Here is a 17,183-nt window from a genome sequence, read left to right as displayed (position 1 = left end):
AATCCATTAGGCGGCAGAACGCGCAGATGAATGGATTCCGGGCTCGTCGCTGCGCGACGCCCCGGAATGACGGCGGATGGAGCGTCGTTTACCCGCCCCGCTCCAGCTCCCGCTTGTAGGACGCGTAGTTCGGCTGATCGACGGCGAGCTTGTCCATCGTGGTCGCCCGCAGATGCTCGGCGACGCCTGGCGTTGCCAGATCGATCTCGCCTTTGGCTATTCGCTCGGCGAGTGCGCGGTTCAGCTCCATGACCGAGCCGTCCATACCGAGCAGCGCGCGCAGCCGCTCGACTTCCGCAGCATCGCTGCCCTCTTCCCGCGTCAGCTGCCGCGTCACGAGATCGAGGATGTTGATCGCGACGCGCAGCTTGAAGGCCTGGTGGCCGGAGATCAGCGGCGTGATGTCGTTGCGGAGGAAATCGGCGACCGACTTGGTCAGCTCGGTGGGTGTCGGTTCGTCCTGCATGCGTCAGCTCCCGCGCGGCGCCAGGAGCCGCAACAGATCGATCTCGGTTTCGGAGGCGCGGCGGCCGATCATTGCGCGCTCCATCGAATGGTCGGGACCCTCGCGGAACCGCTGCATCATGCCGCCGCACATGATGCCCCAGCGCAGCGTGCCCATCACTTCCCAGAATTTCACCCGTTCGGGGTCGACCTTGCGGCCCGCCGCCTCGTAACCGGCAAACAGCTCCTCGCGCGAGCCGAAGCCGCCGACGGGCCTGTCGATCTCGCCGAAACGCCAGGAATTGACGCAGACCCAGCCGAGATCCTCCATGGGATCGCCGAGATGGGCGAGTTCCCAGTCCAGCACGGCGCGCACGCCGTCGGCGCCGATGATGAGATTGCCGTTGCGGAAATCGCCGTGCACCAGCGTGGTCTCGGCGGACGGTCCGGGATCGTGGTCGCGCAGCCAGCGCAGCGCCAGCTCGAACACGGGCTTGGGCCAGTTCAGGCTGCGATAGTCGCGCTCGAACTCGGCAATCTCCTGCGTCGCCGACCTGCTGCGCAGCTCGGGCAACTTGTCCTTTGGCAATCGATGCAGGGCAGCGAGAATGCCGCCGATCTGCCGCGCCAGATGCGGCCGCGCCGCGGCAAACTCGTCATCGCGAAGAATCTTGCGCGCGATGGTCTCGCCTTCGACCCTTTGCATGATGAAGCCGGTGCCGAGGTCGTCCTCCGGCACCAGCACGTGCATCACGCGCGGCGACGGCACGCCCGCCTCGAAGGCGAGCTGCATCAGCCGCGCCTCGGCGGCAAGGCCCGCCGCGCGGGTCGGCGCCGCGCCATAACCCTTCGGCGAACGCCGCAGGATCGCGCCGATCGCGCCATCGGGATGGGTGATGTCGAAGCGCCAGGTTTCCTGGCTGGCGCCGCCCGACAATTTGGCCGCGCAGGTCGCGCCGGTCGCGCCCTTGCACCAGCGCTTGACGCTGCGTGAAAGCTCGGCCTCGATCATTTGCCTTTGAACTGCGCGGGCCGCTTCTCCAGGAACGCGCCGACGCCCTCGCGGAAATCCTGGGTGTCGCCGGCGCGAAGCTGGCACTGGAATTCGAGGTTGAGCTGATCCTCGAAGGAATTTTCCGGGCTGTCCCAATAGAGCTTGCGGATCAGCGACAGCGCGACCGTCGGCCCGCTGGCGAGCTCGCGCGCGAGCTTCATCGCCTCCTCCATCAGCACGCCGTCGTCATAGACGCGGTTGACGAGGCCCCATTCCAGCGCCTTCTCGGCCGGCAGCCGTTCGCCCATCAGCGACAATTCGATCGAACGCGCGCGGCCGACGAGGCGCGGCAGCAGCCAGGTCGAGCCGCAATCCGGCACGAGGCCGATGCGCCGGAACGCCTGAAGGAAGTAGGAGGAACGCGCGCACAAAATCATGTCGCCGAGCAGCGCGAAGCTCATGCCGGCGCCAGCCGCCGGGCCGTTGACCGCAGTGACGATCGGGCAGTGCAGATTGCGGATGCGGCGCAGGAAGGGGTGGAAGCCGGTCTCCAGCGTCAGCCCGGCCTTGGTCTTCTTCGACTGGCTGTTGCGCCCTTGCAGATTGGCGCCGGTGCAGAAGGCGCGGCCCGCGCCGGTCAGCACGACGCAGCGCACCTCGTCCTTCTTCTCCTCGATCGTATCGAGCGCTTCGGCAAGGCCGCCCAGCATCTCCACGGAGACCGCGTTCATCACCTCCTGATGGTCGAGCTTGAGGATTGCGACCGAACCGTCGAAATCGAGCGTGACGTGTTTGAACTGCATGGTTTCCTCGTCAGTTGCGGCCTGCGCCAGTTTCGCAGCCCGGAATTCGTTTTGCCGGGGCGCATATTTGATTTTTGGCGCGGTCTTGTCCATGGTGATCAGAGCATAGCAAGCAATCTTGCGCGCAGCGGCTGGTAGGCCGCGTACGAAAAACAGGAAACGCGCCATGTCTATTTTCGACCTCACCGGCCGCGTCGCCGTGATCACCGGCGGCAATGGCGGCATCGGCCTCGGCATCGCGCAGGCGCTCGCGGCCCAGGGCTGCAACGTCTCGATCTGGGGCCGCAATCCCGACAAGAACAAGGTTGCTGCCGCGAGCATGGCCGGGCTCCCCGGCAAGGTCGACACCCGCGTTTGCGACGTCACCGACGCGGCCTCGGTCGATGCCGCGATGAAGGCGACGCTCGACATTTTTGGCCGCGTCGACGGCTGCTTCGCCAATGCCGGCATCGGCGGCGGCGGCCGGCGTTCCTTCATCGAGCGCACCGAGGAGGAATGGCGCACGATGTTCGCGACCAATCTCGACGGCGTGTTCCACGCCTTCCAGGCCGCGGCCAGGCACATGACCGAGCGCGCCAATGCCGGCGATGCCTTCGGCCGGCTGGTTGCGACCTCGAGTCTCGCTTCGATCTTCGGCACCGCGCGCAACGAGCATTACGCCGCGACCAAGGCCGCGATCAACGCGCTGGTGCGCGCGCTCGGCGTCGAGCTCGCCCGCCACGGCGTCACGGCGAACGCGATCCTGCCCGGCTGGATCAAGAGCGACATGACATCCGGCCTCATGGCCAACGAGAAGTTCGTCGCCAACGTGATGCCCCGCATTCCGCAGCGCCGCTTCGGCGAGGCGAGCGATTTCGGCGGCATCGCAGTGTATCTGATGAGCAAGGCGTCGTCGTATCACACAGCCGATACGTTCGTGATCGACGGCGGCTACACGGCGTTTTGAGATTTCGCAGGGTGGGCAAAGTCGCGTTTGCGCCGTGCCCACCATGAGCATTTCCGGATGCCATGGTGGGCACGCTGCGCTTTGCCCACCCTACGGCATCTGATTTCGAAAGCGCAGAAGGGAATGGGCACATGTTCTCACACGTCATGATCGGCACCAACGATCTCGACAAGGCCAAGACGTTCTACGACAATCTGCTAAGCACGCTCGAGGTCCGGCCGGCCAGGGTCGACGGCCACCGCATCTTCTACATCACCAAGACCGGCGTGTTCTCGGTGTCGAAGCCGATCAACGGCGAGCCGGCAACCTGTGCGAACGGCGGCACGATCGGGTTCGCCGCCAATTCGCCAGAGCAGGTCGACAAATGGCACGCGGCAGGCGTCGCAGCCGGCGGGATCTCGATCGAGGATCCACCCGGCGTGCGCCAGGGCCCCGGCGGCAAGCTCTATCTCGCTTACTTGCGCGATCTCGACGGCAACAAGATCTGCGCGATGCACCGGATGCCGAGCTGAGTCCGCGCGCCGCTGTCGTTCCCCGCGAAAGCGGGGAATCCAGTACGCCGCGATCTCTCGGCTCAATCACTACGGTCTCTGGAATACTGGATCGCCCGGTCTTCGCCGGGCGATGACCGCGGAGAGTGAGGCGCGCACCTGCCGCCTACCCGCACCTCCATTCAAACAACATTTCAAACGCCCTCGCGATATTCCATCGCGTGGCACAGCTCGGCGCGAAAAAATGCGCGCTCGCACTTTGGCCGCGCCGCGACTATTCTCGCGCTCAGAACAATCTCAGCGTCCCCGGGAGGAACAATGACAAAACACACCTACATTCCCCGCACCACCAACTACACCCTCAATCCCGGCGACGAGCTCAACGACTTGCGGATGTCGGAGCAGGTCCGGCCGCTCTACGATCATGTCAAGAAATTCATCCGCGACACCGTCGAGCCGATGTCGATCGAGTTCGCCAAGGCCGGCGAAGGCAAGGAAGATCGCTGGAGCTTCACGCCGAAGCAGCTCGAGGTGCTGGAGAAGGCCAAGAACAAGGCCAAGCAGGAAGGCCTCTGGAACTTCTTCCTGCCCGATGACGAGACCGGCCAGGGCCTGAAGAACCTCGACTATGCCTATATCGCGGCCGAGCTCGGCAAGAGCCCGCTGGCGTCCGAGACAATGAACTGCTCGGCGCCCGACACCGGCAACATGGAGGTGCTGGAGCGCGTCGGCACCAAGGAGCAGAAGGAGAAGTGGCTGAAGCCGCTGCTCAACGGCGAGATCCGTTCGGCCTATGTCATGACCGAGCCGAACGTCGCCTCCTCCGACGCCAAGAACATCTCGACGACCGCGAAGCTGGTCGGCGACGAATGGGTCATCAACGGCGAGAAATACTACATCTCGGGTCTCGGCGACCCCCGCTGCAAGATCCTCATCGTGATGGTGAAGACCAATCCGGATGCGGCGCCGAGCAAGCAGCAGTCGCAGATCCTGGTGCCGCGCGACACGCCCGGCGTCGAGGTGCTCGGCCCGATGTACGTGTTTGGGCAGGACCACGCCCCGCGCGGCCACATGCACATGCGCTTCAACAATGTGCGCGTCCCGAAGGAGAACATGCTGCTCGGCGAAGGCCGCGGCTTCGAGATCTCGCAGCTCCGTCTCGGCCCCGGCCGCATCCATCACTGCATGCGCACCATCGGCAAGGCCGAGAAGGCGCTCGATCTGATGGTGCAGCGCGGCCTCACCCGCGAGGCCTTCGGCAAGAAGATCGCCCATCTCGGCGGCAACATGCAGATCATCGCCCAGGCGCGCTGCGAGATCGAGGCGATGCGGCTGATGGTGCTGAAGGCCGCCAAGGCGATGGACGTGCTCGGCAACAAGGAGGCCCGCGTCTGGGTCTCCATGGTCAAGGCCATGGTGCCGGAGCGCGCCTGCAAGATCATCGACCAGGCGATCCAGATGCACGGCGCCACCGGCATCTCGCACTGGACCCCGCTCGCGGAGATGTATCAAGACGTGCGGCACCTGCGCTTTGCGGACGGTCCGGACGAGGTGCATTGGATGGTGGTGGGACGCCACGAGCTGAGCATGGCGTGATCGACGAGATGCCGTCGCGGCCAACGCGAGGGGTGGTGGGCACGCTTCCGCCTTCGCTCTTCGAGCTACGGCGGACAAGTCGCTTTGCCCACCCGACCCACATCCGCGAGCGACGTTACGCAGTCGTCGCGGCCTCGATCTTGTCCTGGGTCTTGGTCTCGAAATCGCTGGCGTCGTGGCGCTCGTGGAGCTGGCTGGCGGGGTCGCCCGAGACGCGGTTGACCATGCGGCCGCGCTTCACGGCGGGACGCTGGGCGATCTGGTCGGTCCAGCGCTGCACGTTCTTGTAGTCCTGCACCGACAGGAATTCGCCGGCGCCATAGACCAGCCCCTTGGCGAGCGCACCGTACCAGGGCCACACCGCCATGTCGGCGATGGTGTATTCCTTGCCCGCGAGATATTCGTTGTCGGCAAGGCGCCGATCGAGCACGTCGAGCTGGCGCTTGGTCTCCATCGCGAAACGATCGATGGCGTATTCGATCTTGAACGGCGCGTAGGCGTAGAAATGGCCGAAGCCGCCGCCGAGATAGGGCGCGCTGCCCATCTGCCAGAACAGCCAGGACATCGCCTCGGTGCGGGTCTTGATGTCCTTGGGCAGGAAGGCGCCGAACTTCTCGGCGAGATAGAACAGGATCGAGCCGGACTCGAACACCCGGATCGGCTCCGGACCCGAGCGGTCCATCAGGGCGGGGATCTTCGAGTTCGGGTTGATGTCGACAAAACCGCTGCCGAACTGGTCGCCATTGCCGATCCTGATCAGCCAGGCGTCGTATTCGGCGCCCTTGTGGCCGAGCGCCAAAAGCTCCTCCAGCATCACCGTGACCTTGACCCCGTTCGGGGTGGCCAGCGAATAGAGCTGAAGCGGATGCTTGCCGACCGGCAGCTCCTTGTCGTGAGTTGGGCCGGCGATCGGGCGGTTGATGCTGGCGAACTGCCCGCCATTCTCCTTGTTCCAGGTCCAGACTTTGGGCGGCACGTAGGCAGGGGCGTCGGTCATGCGGGGCTCCGGCGGAAAGATGCGTCTGCATTAATTAGACCGCGAACGCCGAATGACAAGGGCGCCGAATGCATTCCCGAACCGGGCAACTTCACGTTTCGTCATGGCAGGCTCCCGCCCCGTCATTCCGGGGCGCCCGCAGGGCGAGCCTGGAATCCATCGCGCCGCCAGGAATGCTCCGAAAAATGGATTCCGGGTTCTCGCTGACGCGGGCCCCGGAATGACCGGCGTCATTCGGGACGCAGCGGCCTGTGGGACGAGCGCGACGTCTACACACAAGATGCCTCGCCGAATCCGGCATGTCATCGATCGGCTCGCGTCACTTTGCTTTGCCAGCGAAAACAACGAAAACGCGAAGGCCGCCGGGAGAGAGCCATGAAATCGCCGATCTGCGACATGCTGGGAATCGAGTTCCCGCTGCTGGCCTTCAGCCATTGCCGCGATGTCGTCGCCGCCGTCAGCCGCGCCGGCGGCTTCGGCGTGCTGGGTGCCACCGTGCACACCCCCGATACGCTCGAACGCGAGCTGAAATGGATCGACGATCACATCGACGGCAAGCCCTACGGCATCGACGTGCTGATCCCCGAGAACATCTCGACCGCGGGCGAGAAGGACGTCACCTGGAAGAGCCTGGAGGCGCGCGTGCCGCAGGAGCATCGCAACTACACGCGCGATCTGCTGAAGAAATACGACATCGAGCTCACGACCACGGAGGTGGCAGCCGATCAACCGCAGCCGTTCGACGGAAAAACCGCGCTGCAGCTGCTCGAGGTCTCCTTCAATCATCCGATCCGCCTGATCGCCAACGCGCTGGGCGTGCCGCCCAAGGCGATGATCGAGATGGGCAAGACACACGGGGTGCCGGTCGCAGCGCTCGTCGGCGCCAAGGAGCATGCGCTGCGCCAGGTCGCGGCCGGCGTCGACATTCTCGTGGTGCAGGGCACCGAGGCCGGCGGCCATTGCGGCGAGGTCTCGACCATGGTGCTGGTGCCCGAGGTGATCAAGGCGATCAGGAAAATCCGCGACGTGCCGGTGCTGGCGGCCGGCGGCATCATGACGGGCCGGCAGATGGCGGCCTGCATGGCGATGGGCGCGGCCGGCGCCTGGACCGGCTCGGTGTGGCTGGCGACCGTCGAGTCCGAGACCAGCGAGATATTCCGCGAGAAGATGATCGCGGCGTCCTCGCGCGACGCCGTGCGCTCCAAGGGCCGCACCGGCAAGCCGGCGCGGCAGCTCCGCTCGGTCTGGACCGACGCCTGGGACCGCGCGCCGGACAACCCGGGCGCACTGCCGATGCCGCTGCAAAGCATCATCAGCCGCGACGCCTTCAACTCGATCGACCGCGCGGCGGCAGGCGGCAACGCGCGGGCGCGCGATCTCGTCAGCTATTTCGTCGGCCAGGGCGTCGGCCTGATCGACAGCGTAAAGTCCGCCGGCGCCGTGGTGCAGGAGTTCAAGGAAGACTTCGCCGAAGCCGTCGAGCACATGAATGCGCTGGTGGCGGAGTGACGGCGCGTGGCCGGAGTGATGTCCGCGGCCCATCCTTCGAGGCTCGCCCGACGGCGCGTTGCGCCGCCGGCCTCGCGCCTCAGGATGACGCTGTCCCCGTAGCCGTCATCCTGAGGTGCCGTAGCGCAGCGAAGGCCTCGAAGGACGACGGCGTGCCCGAAATCTAAAACGCGAAGCAAGAAAAGATGTCCAATTCCTCTGTCCCCGAAGACCGCATCCCCGTCATCGTCGGCGTCGGCGAGATCGTCGATCGCCCGAAGGAGATCAGCGACGGCCTCGAACCGCTCGATCTGCTCGAACAGGCGCTGCGGCGCGCGGAGGCGGACGCCGGTGCAAAACTGCTTGGCGAGGTGCAGTCGCTCGATGTCGTCAACTTCCTGAGCTGGCGCTATCGCGATCCCGAGCAGCTGTTGGCGCAGCGCCTCGGCGTCACGCCCGCGCATTGCTATTACGGCCCGGTCGGCGGCGAGAGCCCGATCCGCTACATCCACGAAGCCGCCAAGCGCATCGCGCGCGGCGAGTGCACGGTCGCCGCGGTCTGCGGCGCGGAAGCGCAGTCGACCGCGACCAAGGCGGAACGTGCCGGCGTCAAGCTGCCATGGACCCCGTTCGCCCATGACGTCGAGGAGCCCAAGCGCGGCGCGGCGTTCCAGAAGCCGCTGGCGGTGAAGCTCGGCGTATTCCGACCCGTTACGGTCTATCCGTTCTACGAGGCCGCCTCCTCCGCACATTGGGGCCAGACGCCGCGCGAGGCGATGGCCGAGTCCGGCGTGCTGTGGTCGCGCTACTCGGAAGCCGCCGCGCAAAATCCCAATGCCTGGCTGAAGCGGCGCTATGCGCCGGAGGAGATCACGACACCGACCGCGGACAATCGCCTGATCGCCTGGCCCTACAACAAGCTGATGGTCGCCAATCCCAGCGTCAACATGGGCGGCGCGCTGCTGCTCACCAGCCTTGCCAAGGCCCGTGCGGCCGGGATCGCGGAGGACCGACTGGTCTATCCGCTCGGCGGCGCCTCGGCGGAGGAACCGCGCGATTATCTGTTGCGCGACCAGTTCTACGAAAGCCATCCGCAGAACGCGGTGCTGCAAGCCGTGATGGACCTTGCCGGCGGCGACGGCAAGACGTTCGACGCGATCGAGCTCTACAGCTGCTTCCCTTGCGTGCCCAAGATGGCGCGGCGGACGCTCGGGCTTTCCGCCGACGTGCAGCCGACCGTGACCGGCGGGCTCACCTTCTTCGGCGCGCCGCTCAACACCTACATGACGCATGCGGCCTGCGCGATGGTGCGGCGGCTGCGCGACGGCGCCAGGCTCGGCCTGCTCTATGGCCAGGGCGGCTTCGTCACCAAGCATCACGCGCTGGTGGTCGCGAAGGCGCCGCCGCACGCGGCGCTGGCGCAGGAGACCAGCGTGCAAGGCGAGGCCGATCGCAACAAGCGCGCGGTGCCGGAGTTCGTCGACGAGGCCTCGGGCAAAGGCAAGGTGGAGAGTTTCACGGTGCTCTATGGCCGTAGCGGCGAGGTCGAGCACGGCGTCGTGATGCTGCGCACCGAGCACGACCGGCGAACGCTGGCGCGGATCCCGGCGCGCGACAGCGCGACGCTGGCGCACCTGCTCAACATGGATCGCACGCCGGTCGGCTCGCTCGGCGAGATCGCGGTGGCTGCCGACGGGGTGCCGGAGTGGCGGGTGGCGTAGCTGCGGCGCATCACACCGGACGATGCTGCGCATCGCCGGGAGTGAGGCGCTGCGTCCGGGGCACCGATCTCAGCCCCCTGCGCCATCCGCCTCAGGCGGCGCGGACGGAGCTCAGGAACTTGCCGACCTCGAGCTTGAGACGGTTGGAATCGCGCGACAGCATTTGCGCCGCCGACAGCACCTGCGAAGACGCCGAGCCGGTTTCGGAGGCACCGCGCTGGACGTCGCCGACATTCGACGAGACCTGATGGGTGCCTTGGGCGGCCTGCTGAACGTTGCGGGCGATCTCCCGGGTTGCTGCGCCCTGCTGCTCCACGGCTGCCGCAATCGCGGAAGCGATCTCCGACAGACGCGCGATGGTGCCGCTGATGTCGCCGATGGCGCTGACCGAATCCTGGGTCGCCGCCTGAATGCCGCCGACCTGCTGGCCGATCTCGCCGGTGGCCTTGGCCGTCTGCTCGGCGAGCGCCTTGACCTCGGAGGCCACCACAGCGAAGCCGCGTCCGGCCTCACCCGCCCGTGCCGCCTCGATCGTGGCATTGAGCGCCAGCAGATTGGTCTGGCCGGCGATCGCATTGATGAGCTCGACGACGTCGCCGATCCGCGATGCGGCGCGCGACAATTCGCTGACGCGCTCGGTCGTGGCATGGGCCTGGCTGACCGCTTCGCTCGCGATCCGGGAGGAGTCCTGCACCTGGCGGCCGATCTCGCGCACCGAGGACGACATCTCTTCGGCGGCCGACGCCACCGAGTGGACATTGGTGGAGGCTGCTTCCGAGCCGGTTGCGACCGCCGTCGCCAATTCCTGCGCCCGACCCGCGGTCGAGGACAGCGTCGAGGCCGAAGCCTCGAGCTCGGTTGCGGCCGACGACACCGTCTCGACGATTTCGCCGATAGCGGCCTCGAAGCCGTTTGCGAGTGTGGTCATGTCGGATTTGCGCTGCATCTCGGCACGGCGCTGAACCGCCTGCACATCGTCGCGGCTGAAGCGGATGATGGTCTGCACCGTCTGGAGGTTGCGCAGCGCTTCGCCGATCTCGTCGTCGCGCTCGATCACGATGCGGTTGTCGAGCTTGTCCTGGACGAGGTTCAGCAAAGTATCGTTGAGTTGCTGCATCGGCCTCCGGATCGCGCGCATGGTCGTGACGCCGGCGAAACCGACGATGGCGACGCCGACGACGGCCAGCGCCGCCAGAATCAGGCTGGCCGAACCGCCGGCGGCGAGCGCGCCGCCGATGCCGAGCGCAAGCATGAACAGCGCCTGGAGTGCCATCGTCGTGACGAGGCGCGCCTTCAGCGTCCCCGTGAAGACGCTGAAGCTGTCCAGCCACGAGCGGCGGCGGATGATGCCGGCGTCAATGCGATAGCCATGCGGCTTCTTCTCGCGGATCGCAGAATAGACCTCTTCGGCGAGCTTGCGCTGGTCGGCCGGCAGTCTTGTGCGGATCGACGTATAGCCCGTGACCTTGCCGTTTTCGCGGATCGCAGAGGCCGTCGCCAGCACCCAGTAGAAGTCGCCGTTCTTGCGGCGGTTCTTCACCGCGCCGAGCCAGGGTTTGCCGGCCTTCAGCGTGTCCCAGAGGTTGTCGAACGCCTCCGGCGGCATGTCGGGATGACGAACGATGTTGTGCGGCTGGCCCATGAGTTCCGCCGACGCGAAGCCGGCGGCGGCAATGAAGTCCTCGTTGAAGTAGGTGAGCTTGCCCTTGAGATCGGTCCGCGAAACGATCAGCGTCTCGTCACTGACGGGATATTCGACCGCAGTGACCGGAAAATTCTTGCGCATCGGGGCTCCCCAAAGACCGGATTCAGTAAAAGTCATTCGAATCGGGACGCGCCCGGCATGAGCCGGCCCTCTGCCAACTATCGTAAATCCGATTTAACCATCGATGAAGCGTCGCGCCCGTAACACTACGGACAATCTCAGAAGTGCTCTACTGCGAGCGACATCATGCTACCGGCAAGACGAAACGAGCGGTGCTACGTGGCGCCGCTCGTCGCTCGATCGGACAAAGACTTTACGCCGCGCGGACGTTGGTCAGGAACTTGCTGACCTCGTTCTTCAGCCGGCCCGAGTCGTTTGACAGCATTTGCGCCGCCGACAGCACCTGCGACGATGCCGTTCCGGTCTCGGTCGCGCCGCGCTGCACGTCGGTGATGTTGGAGGAGACCTGCTGGGTGCCCTGCGCGGCCTGCTGCACATTGCGGGCGATCTCCTGCGTCGCCGCGCCCTGCTCTTCCACCGCGGCCGCGATCGCCGAGGAGATCTCCGAGAGGCGCTCGATGGTCGAGGAGATCTCCTTGATGGCGCCGACGGAATCGTTGGTCGCCGCCTGGATGCCGGAGATCTGCTGGCCGATCTCGCCGGTCGCCTTCGCGGTCTGCTCGGCGAGTGCCTTCACCTCGGAGGCCACCACCGCGAAACCGCGGCCGGCTTCGCCCGCTCGCGCCGCCTCGATTGTGGCGTTCAGCGCGAGCAGATTGGTCTGGCCCGCGATGGTGTTGATCAGCTCGACGACGTCGCCGATCCGGGCGGCGGCCTTCGACAGCTCGCTGACGCGCTCGGTGGTGGCGCGCGCCTGGCCGACGGCATCGCCCGCCATCCGCGCCGATTCCTGCACCTGACGGCTGATCTCGCCGACCGACGAGGCCATCTCCTCGGTGGCCGAGGCCACCGATTGCACGTTGGTCGAGGCTTCTTCCGAAGCTCCAGCCACCGTCGTCGCCAGTCTCTGAGAGCGGTCGGCAGTCGACGTCAGCGTCGAGGCGGAGGCCTCGAGCTGGGTCGAAGCCGACGACACGGTCTGGACGATCTCGCCGATCATGGCTTCGAATTCGCGGGTGATGTCGTCGACGCGGCGGCCGCGCTCGATCTTGGCCTCGGCATCCGCGGCCGCAGCCTCGTCCGCGGCCTTCTTGGCGATCAACGCCTCCTTGAAGATCTGGAGCACGTCGGCCATCGCGCCGATCTCCGTCTTCTCGCCGCGATGCGGCACCTCGGCCGAAAGGTCGCCCCGGCCCAGCGCCTGCATCGGCTGTGTGATCGAATTGATGCCGCTCGAGACATCGCGGACCAGATAGAAGCTGAGACCGATGCCGATCAGGACGGCGGCGCCGAGAATGACCGAAACCAGCATGAAGGCAGAGGAATAGCTGTCGGCGGCATCCTGAGCGGCCTGTTCGCCACCCCTGGTGTTGAGCTCGATGTCCTTGTTCAGGACCTCATCCGCCTGAAGCCCGATCTTGTTGACCGTCTTGGAGTTGAGCTCCTGCGCCTCGCGCGGGATCTTGCCGGCCTCCCTGCGCGACAAGGCCATCACCTCCTCGGTGCCTTTCTTGTAATCGTCCCAGAGCTTGGACCACTGGCTGTAGAGCGCCCGCTCTTCCGGGGAGCTGATCATGGCCTCATACTTGCTGCGCGTCTTGGCGAGCGCGTCGGTCACGGTGGCGGCGGTCTTCTCCACCGCGAGCTTGTCGTCCAAAGCTTCGGCCAGCATGTGCTGGCGCACCACGTTCCGATACGTGATGACTGCGGCCCGCAGGTCGCCGATCGCCTTGACGCTCGGCATCCAGTTGGTGGTGATGTCGAGAGTGTTGGCGTTCATCGTCCGCATCTTCGTGACGGCGAGCAGGCCCATGCCGGTCATCGCGACCAGCAGGAACGCCACGACACTGATGATCTTGGCGCGGATGGAAAGCTTGGCAAACATAATCGGGTCTCGTTGTGCTGGCGCGGGCGCGCGTCGGGAACTCTAAGGAATCAACCAAAGGGGAGCAGCGCCGACATCAGACAGCAGACCGTCTGCGAAAGATGTTAAGTGCGACTCCGCGCAAGCACGGAAGTCGAAAGAAATGAACAGGCGCCTAAGAACGCCCAGCGCTCAGCGCATGAGCCTAAGCGCATCCGCGAAAAACTCCGGGCCGCCGAAGTTTCCGGACTTCAAAGCGAGCAGCATCTCGCCTGCTTCGGCGCCAACGGCACGCAGCACCGGGACGCCCGCGGCGATCTCCGCGCCGACGAGGAAGCCCGGGATTTCGAGGCGGTCGACGACCGCGCCGGACGTCTCGCCGCCGGCGACGATGAGCCGCCGGACCCCTGCTTTCACGAGGTTTTCCGCGATATCGGCCATGGCCTGCTCGATGGCATGGCCCGCGGCATCGCGCCCGTGGCGGGCTTGCAATGCGGCGACGTCTTCGGGCTTCGCGCTCGAGGCGATCAGCACCGGGCCGTCGGCAAGTCGCGGCCTCGCCCAGTCGAGCGCGCGTTCGGCTTCTTTTGCTCCCGTAATAATACGGTCCTGGTCGAGATGGAGCACCGGCATGATGCGTTCGGCATTCGCGATCTGCTGAAGCGTTGCCTGCGAGCAGCTTCCGGCAAGACACGCCGCCGGCCCGCCGACGGCAGCTGGGGACTCGCTGCTCGCGGCACCGGGCTTGACCTTGCCCGTCGACACCAGCGCGCGCGCGAGCCCAAGGCCGATGCCGGAGGCCCCGACCGACAGGCGATGTTCGCCGGCCACGAGGCCGATGGTTTCGAGGTCGCGGTCGAACACGGCGTCGATGATGGCAGCGCCGATACCCTTGCCGGCGAGTTCGGCCAGCCGCGCCCGCACGGCATCCGCGCCGCGCGTGACGGTGGCGAGGTCGACGAGGCCGATCTGCGTCCTGCTCTGACGCGCCAGCACGCGCACCAGATTGGAATCATGCATCGGGTTGAGCGGATGATCCTTCAGCGGGCTCTCGTTGAGCGGCACGGCGCCGACAAAGAGATTGCCCTGGTAGACGGTGCGGCCGGTCTCCGGGAACGCCGGCGTCACCAGAACGGCACCTTCGCCGCTATCGGCACGCAACGCGTCCATCACCGGGCCGATATTGCCGGCGTCCGTGGAATCGAAAGTCGAGCAGATCTTGAACAGCACGTGGCCCGCGCCGCGGCTGCGCAGCCATTTGTCCGCCGCACGCGAGCGCGAGACGGCAAGGCCGGCCTCGATCGAGCGGCTCTTCAGCGACACCACGACGGCGTCGACCTCGGGCAGCGCGAGATCGTCCGAGGGCACACCGATGGTCTGCACCGTGCGCAGGCCCGCGCGCGTCAGCGTGTTGGCGAGGTCGGAGGCGCCGGTGTAATCGTCGGCGATGCAGCCAAGAGAAATCTTTGCTGCAAGTGTCACGGCTTCACTCCGGCGTAAGGCTTGAACCAGGCAAGGCCGTCAATGGTCTTGCCGCGCGGATTGTACTCGCAGCCGACGAAGCCGGTATAGCCGAGGCGGTCGAGCTCTGCGAACAGGAACGGATAATTCAGCTCCTCGCCGTCGGGCTCGTTGCGCGAGGGGATGCTGGCGATCTGGATGTGGCCGATGATCGGCATCATCTCGCGCAGCCGCATGGTGACGTCGCCATGAATGATCTGGCAGTGATAGATGTCGAACTGGAGCTTGAGGTTCGCAAGCCTCAGCTCCTGGATCAGGTCGCGGGCGAAGCCGAAATCGTTGAGGAAATAGCCCGGCACGTTGCGGGCATTGATCGGCTCGATCACGACGTCGATGCCGTGGGGGGCGAAGAACTCCGCGGCCCATGCCACCGATTTGTAGAAGGCCTCGATCGCGACGCGTTCGCCGCGATTGGCGATTCCGGCCATCAGGTGCAGGCGCTTGACGCCGGTCGCCTTGGCATAGGGCAGCGCCGTCTCCAGGCTCGCCTTGAGATCGTTGAACCGCGAGGGCAGCGCCGCAAAGCCCTTCTCGCCGGCATTCCAGTCGCCCGGCGGCAGATTGAACAGCGCCTGGGTCAGGCCGTTGCGCTTGAGCCGCTCGCCAACCGCCTCGGCGGGATGCTCGTACGGGAAGAGATACTCGACCGCGGTGAAGCCGGCTTGCGCAGCGGCATCGAAACGATCGAGGAACGGCACCTCGGTGAACATCATCGAGAGGTTGGCGGCAAAACGCGGCATCGGAGTCCTCTTGCTTACTTGTCGCCGGGCAGCTTCACGCCGGTCACCTGCGCATACATCCGCGCCACCGACGCGTCGTCGTCGCGGCCCATGCCGGCGGCTGATGTCATCAGGAACATCTGGAGTGCCGCGGCGGAGACCGGCACCGGGAAGCGGGCACTGCGCGCCATGTCCTGGATGATGCCGAGATCCTTGACGAAGATCTCGACGGCGCTACGCGGCGTGTAATCGCCGTCGAGCACATGCGGCATGCGGTTTTCGAACATCCAGGAATTGCCGGCCGAAGCCGTGATCACCTCATAGACCTTGCGGATGTCGAGGCCCTGCTTGGCCGCGAAGGCCATCGCTTCGCTGGCGGCGGCGATGTGCACGCCGGCGAGCAACTGATTGATCATCTTGAACGCAGCGCCCTGCCCGGCGGCATCGCCGAGCTCGTAGAGCTTTGCGGCCATGGCATCGAGTGCGGGCCGTGCCTTTGCAAAGGAAGCCGGACTGCCGGAGGCGAGAATCGTCAGCTCGCCTTGCGCGGCGCGCTGCGCGCCCCCGGAGATCGGCGCATCCAGATAGTGCCGGCCGGTTGCCTCGAGCTGCTTGGCGAGGCGCCGCGCCACGTCGGGATCCATGGTCGCCGAGGAGACGAACACGCTGCCCTTCGGCATGGTCTCGGCGGCTCCATCCTTGCCGAACAGGATCGCCTCGGTCTGCGCGGCATTGACCACGACGCTGACGACGATGTCGGCGTCCTTGGCGGCCTCAGCCGGGGTCTTTGCCCCCGCCCCGCCATCCGTCATGAAGCGCGCCACTGCGTCAGCCGAGACGTCACAGCCAGTGACCGCATGGCCGGCGCGCTTCAGCGAGGTCGCCATGCCGTACCCCATCGAGCCGAGCCCGATCACGGCGATGCGCTGATTCTGAGACGTGGAGGCGGACATATGCAACTGATCCTTGCGAACGTTTCCTGGACGGCCGGCCTTTGCGGCGGCTCGGCGAACCGATATCACGGCTTGGCCGCGCTGCCAAAGCGTGAGACAAGCGGACATGACGGCCATGAGGACTGAAAACAGCAACGAGACGCGGCTGCGCGAGGACATCTGCCGCTTCGGACGGTCCCTGTTCGAGCGCGGGCTGACGCCGGGCTCCTCGGGCAATATCAGCGTCAGGCTGGACGGCGGCGGCTGGCTGGTGACGCCGACCAACGCCTCGCTCGGCTTCCTCGATCCGGCAAGGCTGTCGCGGCTGGACGATCAGGGCCGGCTGGTCTCTGGCGATGCGCCGACCAAGGAAGTTCCGCTGCACAATGCGCTCTACGACACGCGCGGCAGCGCGCGTGCGATCGTGCATCTGCACTCCACCCATTCGGTCGCGCTTTCGATGCTGCCCGAGATCGACCCGCGCGCCGCGCTGCCGCCGATGACGGCCTATTACCTGATGAAATGCGGCGCCACCGCGCTCGTGCCCTATTACCGCCCGGGCGATCCGGCTGTGGCCGACGCGATCAAGGGACTGGCGGGGAAATACTCATCCGTGCTGCTCGCCAATCACGGACCTGTCGTCGCGGGCGACACGCTGGAAGCCGCGGTGTTCGCGACCGAGGAGCTGGAGGAGACGGCGAAGCTGTACCTGCTGCTGCGCGGGATGAACCCGCGGTATTTGTCACCGGAGCAAGTGTCGGATCTGGTGAAGGTGTTTGGGGTAGAGTTACCTCAGCTCAGCGAACATGAGCGAGAGTGTGTAGCCAAGCCATCAGATGCCG

14 protein-coding genes and 1 pseudogene are annotated in these 17,183 nt (G+C 66.0%); 6 read left to right on the top strand and 9 right to left on the bottom strand.

Annotated elements, in window-relative coordinates:
* Positions 1-88: 88 nt before the first annotated feature.
* Genes E4K64_RS04910 through E4K64_RS04900 form a run of 3 tightly spaced genes read right to left on the bottom strand, consistent with a single transcriptional unit; the run spans position 89 to position 2,241 of the window.
* Positions 89-466, bottom strand: coding sequence for a DUF6285 domain-containing protein (locus E4K64_RS04910; protein WP_135162423.1), 378 nt, complete (start codon positions 464-466; stop codon positions 89-91).
* Between the two features lie 3 nt (positions 467-469).
* Positions 470-1,456, bottom strand: coding sequence for a phosphotransferase family protein (locus E4K64_RS04905; RefSeq protein ID WP_135162422.1), 987 nt, complete (start codon positions 1,454-1,456; stop codon positions 470-472).
* Positions 1,453-2,241: an enoyl-CoA hydratase/isomerase gene (locus E4K64_RS04900; protein ID WP_135162421.1), complete on the bottom strand. Its 789-nt coding sequence runs from the start codon at positions 2,239-2,241 to the stop codon at positions 1,453-1,455. Before E4K64_RS04900 ends, E4K64_RS04905 begins: the two co-directional genes overlap by 4 nt.
* 166 nt (positions 2,242-2,407) lie before the next feature.
* Here E4K64_RS04900 and E4K64_RS04895 point away from each other — a divergent pair, with 166 nt between their 5' ends.
* The 3 genes from E4K64_RS04895 to E4K64_RS04885 all read left to right on the top strand — a co-directional run bounded on the left by E4K64_RS04895 (position 2,408) and on the right by E4K64_RS04885 (position 5,274).
* Positions 2,408-3,187 carry an SDR family NAD(P)-dependent oxidoreductase gene (locus E4K64_RS04895; protein ID WP_135162420.1) on the top strand — a complete coding sequence of 260 codons (780 nt, stop codon included), beginning with the start codon at positions 2,408-2,410 and terminating at the stop codon, positions 3,185-3,187.
* A 131-nt stretch (positions 3,188-3,318) separates the two neighbouring features.
* Positions 3,319-3,699: a VOC family protein gene (locus E4K64_RS04890; RefSeq protein WP_135162419.1), complete on the top strand. Its 381-nt coding sequence runs from the start codon at positions 3,319-3,321 to the stop codon at positions 3,697-3,699.
* 297 nt (positions 3,700-3,996) lie between these two features.
* Positions 3,997-5,274, top strand: coding sequence for an acyl-CoA dehydrogenase family protein (locus E4K64_RS04885; protein WP_128967436.1), 1,278 nt, complete (start codon positions 3,997-3,999; stop codon positions 5,272-5,274).
* Between the two features lie 115 nt (positions 5,275-5,389).
* Here E4K64_RS04885 and yghU read toward each other — a convergent pair whose 3' ends face one another.
* On the bottom strand, positions 5,390-6,271 hold the full coding sequence (gene yghU, locus E4K64_RS04880) for a glutathione-dependent disulfide-bond oxidoreductase (RefSeq protein ID WP_135162418.1): 882 nt from the start codon (positions 6,269-6,271) through the stop codon (positions 5,390-5,392).
* A 375-nt stretch (positions 6,272-6,646) separates the two neighbouring features.
* Between yghU and E4K64_RS04875 the strand changes: the two genes are divergently transcribed.
* Positions 6,647-7,780, top strand: a complete 1,134-nt coding sequence (locus E4K64_RS04875; protein ID WP_135162417.1) for a nitronate monooxygenase — start codon at positions 6,647-6,649, stop codon at positions 7,778-7,780.
* 185 nt (positions 7,781-7,965) lie between these two features.
* Entirely contained in the window at positions 7,966-9,480 is a 1,515-nt protein-coding gene (locus E4K64_RS04870; protein ID WP_135162416.1) for an acetyl-CoA acetyltransferase, read from the top strand.
* Positions 9,481-9,571: 91 nt separating this feature from the next.
* On the opposite strand, the gene E4K64_RS04865 is transcribed toward E4K64_RS04870, so the two are convergent.
* From E4K64_RS04865 to ltnD, 5 genes are all read right to left on the bottom strand, one after another.
* Positions 9,572-11,266: a methyl-accepting chemotaxis protein gene (locus E4K64_RS04865; protein ID WP_135162415.1), complete on the bottom strand. Its 1,695-nt coding sequence runs from the start codon at positions 11,264-11,266 to the stop codon at positions 9,572-9,574.
* Between the two features lie 232 nt (positions 11,267-11,498).
* Positions 11,499-13,190, bottom strand: a complete 1,692-nt coding sequence (locus tag E4K64_RS04860) for a methyl-accepting chemotaxis protein (protein WP_135162414.1) — start codon at positions 13,188-13,190, stop codon at positions 11,499-11,501.
* Positions 13,191-13,361: 171 nt separating this feature from the next.
* The gene (gene otnK / locus E4K64_RS04855; RefSeq protein ID WP_135162413.1) at positions 13,362-14,651 is read right to left on the bottom strand and encodes a 3-oxo-tetronate kinase; all 1,290 of its coding nucleotides are present in this window, start codon (positions 14,649-14,651) and stop codon (positions 13,362-13,364) included.
* Positions 14,648-15,430: a 2-oxo-tetronate isomerase gene (gene otnI, locus E4K64_RS04850; RefSeq protein ID WP_135162412.1), complete on the bottom strand. Its 783-nt coding sequence runs from the start codon at positions 15,428-15,430 to the stop codon at positions 14,648-14,650. Before otnI ends, otnK begins: the two co-directional genes overlap by 4 nt.
* Before the next feature lie 14 nt (positions 15,431-15,444).
* Positions 15,445-16,470, bottom strand: a complete 1,026-nt coding sequence (gene ltnD / locus E4K64_RS04845) for an L-threonate dehydrogenase (protein ID WP_283812311.1) — start codon at positions 16,468-16,470, stop codon at positions 15,445-15,447.
* Between ltnD and otnC the strand changes: the two are divergent.
* Positions 16,469-17,152, top strand: a pseudogene (otnC, locus tag E4K64_RS04840) (3-oxo-tetronate 4-phosphate decarboxylase); the annotation flags it as partial. The gene ltnD and the pseudogene otnC sit on opposite strands and share 2 nt — an antisense overlap.
* Between the last annotated feature and the right edge of the window lie 31 nt (positions 17,153-17,183).

This window comes from Bradyrhizobium frederickii, from assembly GCF_004570865.1.
In the GTDB taxonomy this organism is placed as follows: domain Bacteria; phylum Pseudomonadota; class Alphaproteobacteria; order Rhizobiales; family Xanthobacteraceae; genus Bradyrhizobium; species Bradyrhizobium frederickii.
The sequence above is the reverse complement of the archived record's forward strand: the minus strand, read 5'-3'. Positions and strand labels throughout refer to the sequence as shown.

Excerpts from the sequence above, each read along its gene's own strand:
- E4K64_RS04900 (WP_135162421.1), bottom strand. The coding sequence starts at position 2,241 with ATGCAGTTCAAACACGTCACGCTCGATTTCGACGGTTCGGTCGCAATC.
- otnI (WP_135162412.1), bottom strand. The coding sequence starts at position 15,430 with ATGCCGCGTTTTGCCGCCAACCTCTCGATGATGTTCACCGAGGTGCCG.
- E4K64_RS04860 (WP_135162414.1), bottom strand. The coding sequence starts at position 13,190 with ATGTTTGCCAAGCTTTCCATCCGCGCCAAGATCATCAGTGTCGTGGCG.
- E4K64_RS04910 (WP_135162423.1), bottom strand. The coding sequence starts at position 466 with ATGCAGGACGAACCGACACCCACCGAGCTGACCAAGTCGGTCGCCGAT.
- E4K64_RS04895 (WP_135162420.1), top strand. The coding sequence starts at position 2,408 with ATGTCTATTTTCGACCTCACCGGCCGCGTCGCCGTGATCACCGGCGGC.
- E4K64_RS04890 (WP_135162419.1), top strand. The coding sequence starts at position 3,319 with ATGTTCTCACACGTCATGATCGGCACCAACGATCTCGACAAGGCCAAG.
- ltnD (WP_283812311.1), bottom strand. The coding sequence starts at position 16,470 with ATGTCCGCTTGTCTCACGCTTTGGCAGCGCGGCCAAGCCGTGATATCG.
- E4K64_RS04865 (WP_135162415.1), bottom strand. The coding sequence starts at position 11,266 with ATGCGCAAGAATTTTCCGGTCACTGCGGTCGAATATCCCGTCAGTGAC.
- yghU (WP_135162418.1), bottom strand. The coding sequence starts at position 6,271 with ATGACCGACGCCCCTGCCTACGTGCCGCCCAAAGTCTGGACCTGGAAC.
- E4K64_RS04905 (WP_135162422.1), bottom strand. The coding sequence starts at position 1,456 with ATGATCGAGGCCGAGCTTTCACGCAGCGTCAAGCGCTGGTGCAAGGGC.
- E4K64_RS04870 (WP_135162416.1), top strand. The coding sequence starts at position 7,966 with ATGTCCAATTCCTCTGTCCCCGAAGACCGCATCCCCGTCATCGTCGGC.
- E4K64_RS04885 (WP_128967436.1), top strand. The coding sequence starts at position 3,997 with ATGACAAAACACACCTACATTCCCCGCACCACCAACTACACCCTCAAT.
- E4K64_RS04875 (WP_135162417.1), top strand. The coding sequence starts at position 6,647 with ATGAAATCGCCGATCTGCGACATGCTGGGAATCGAGTTCCCGCTGCTG.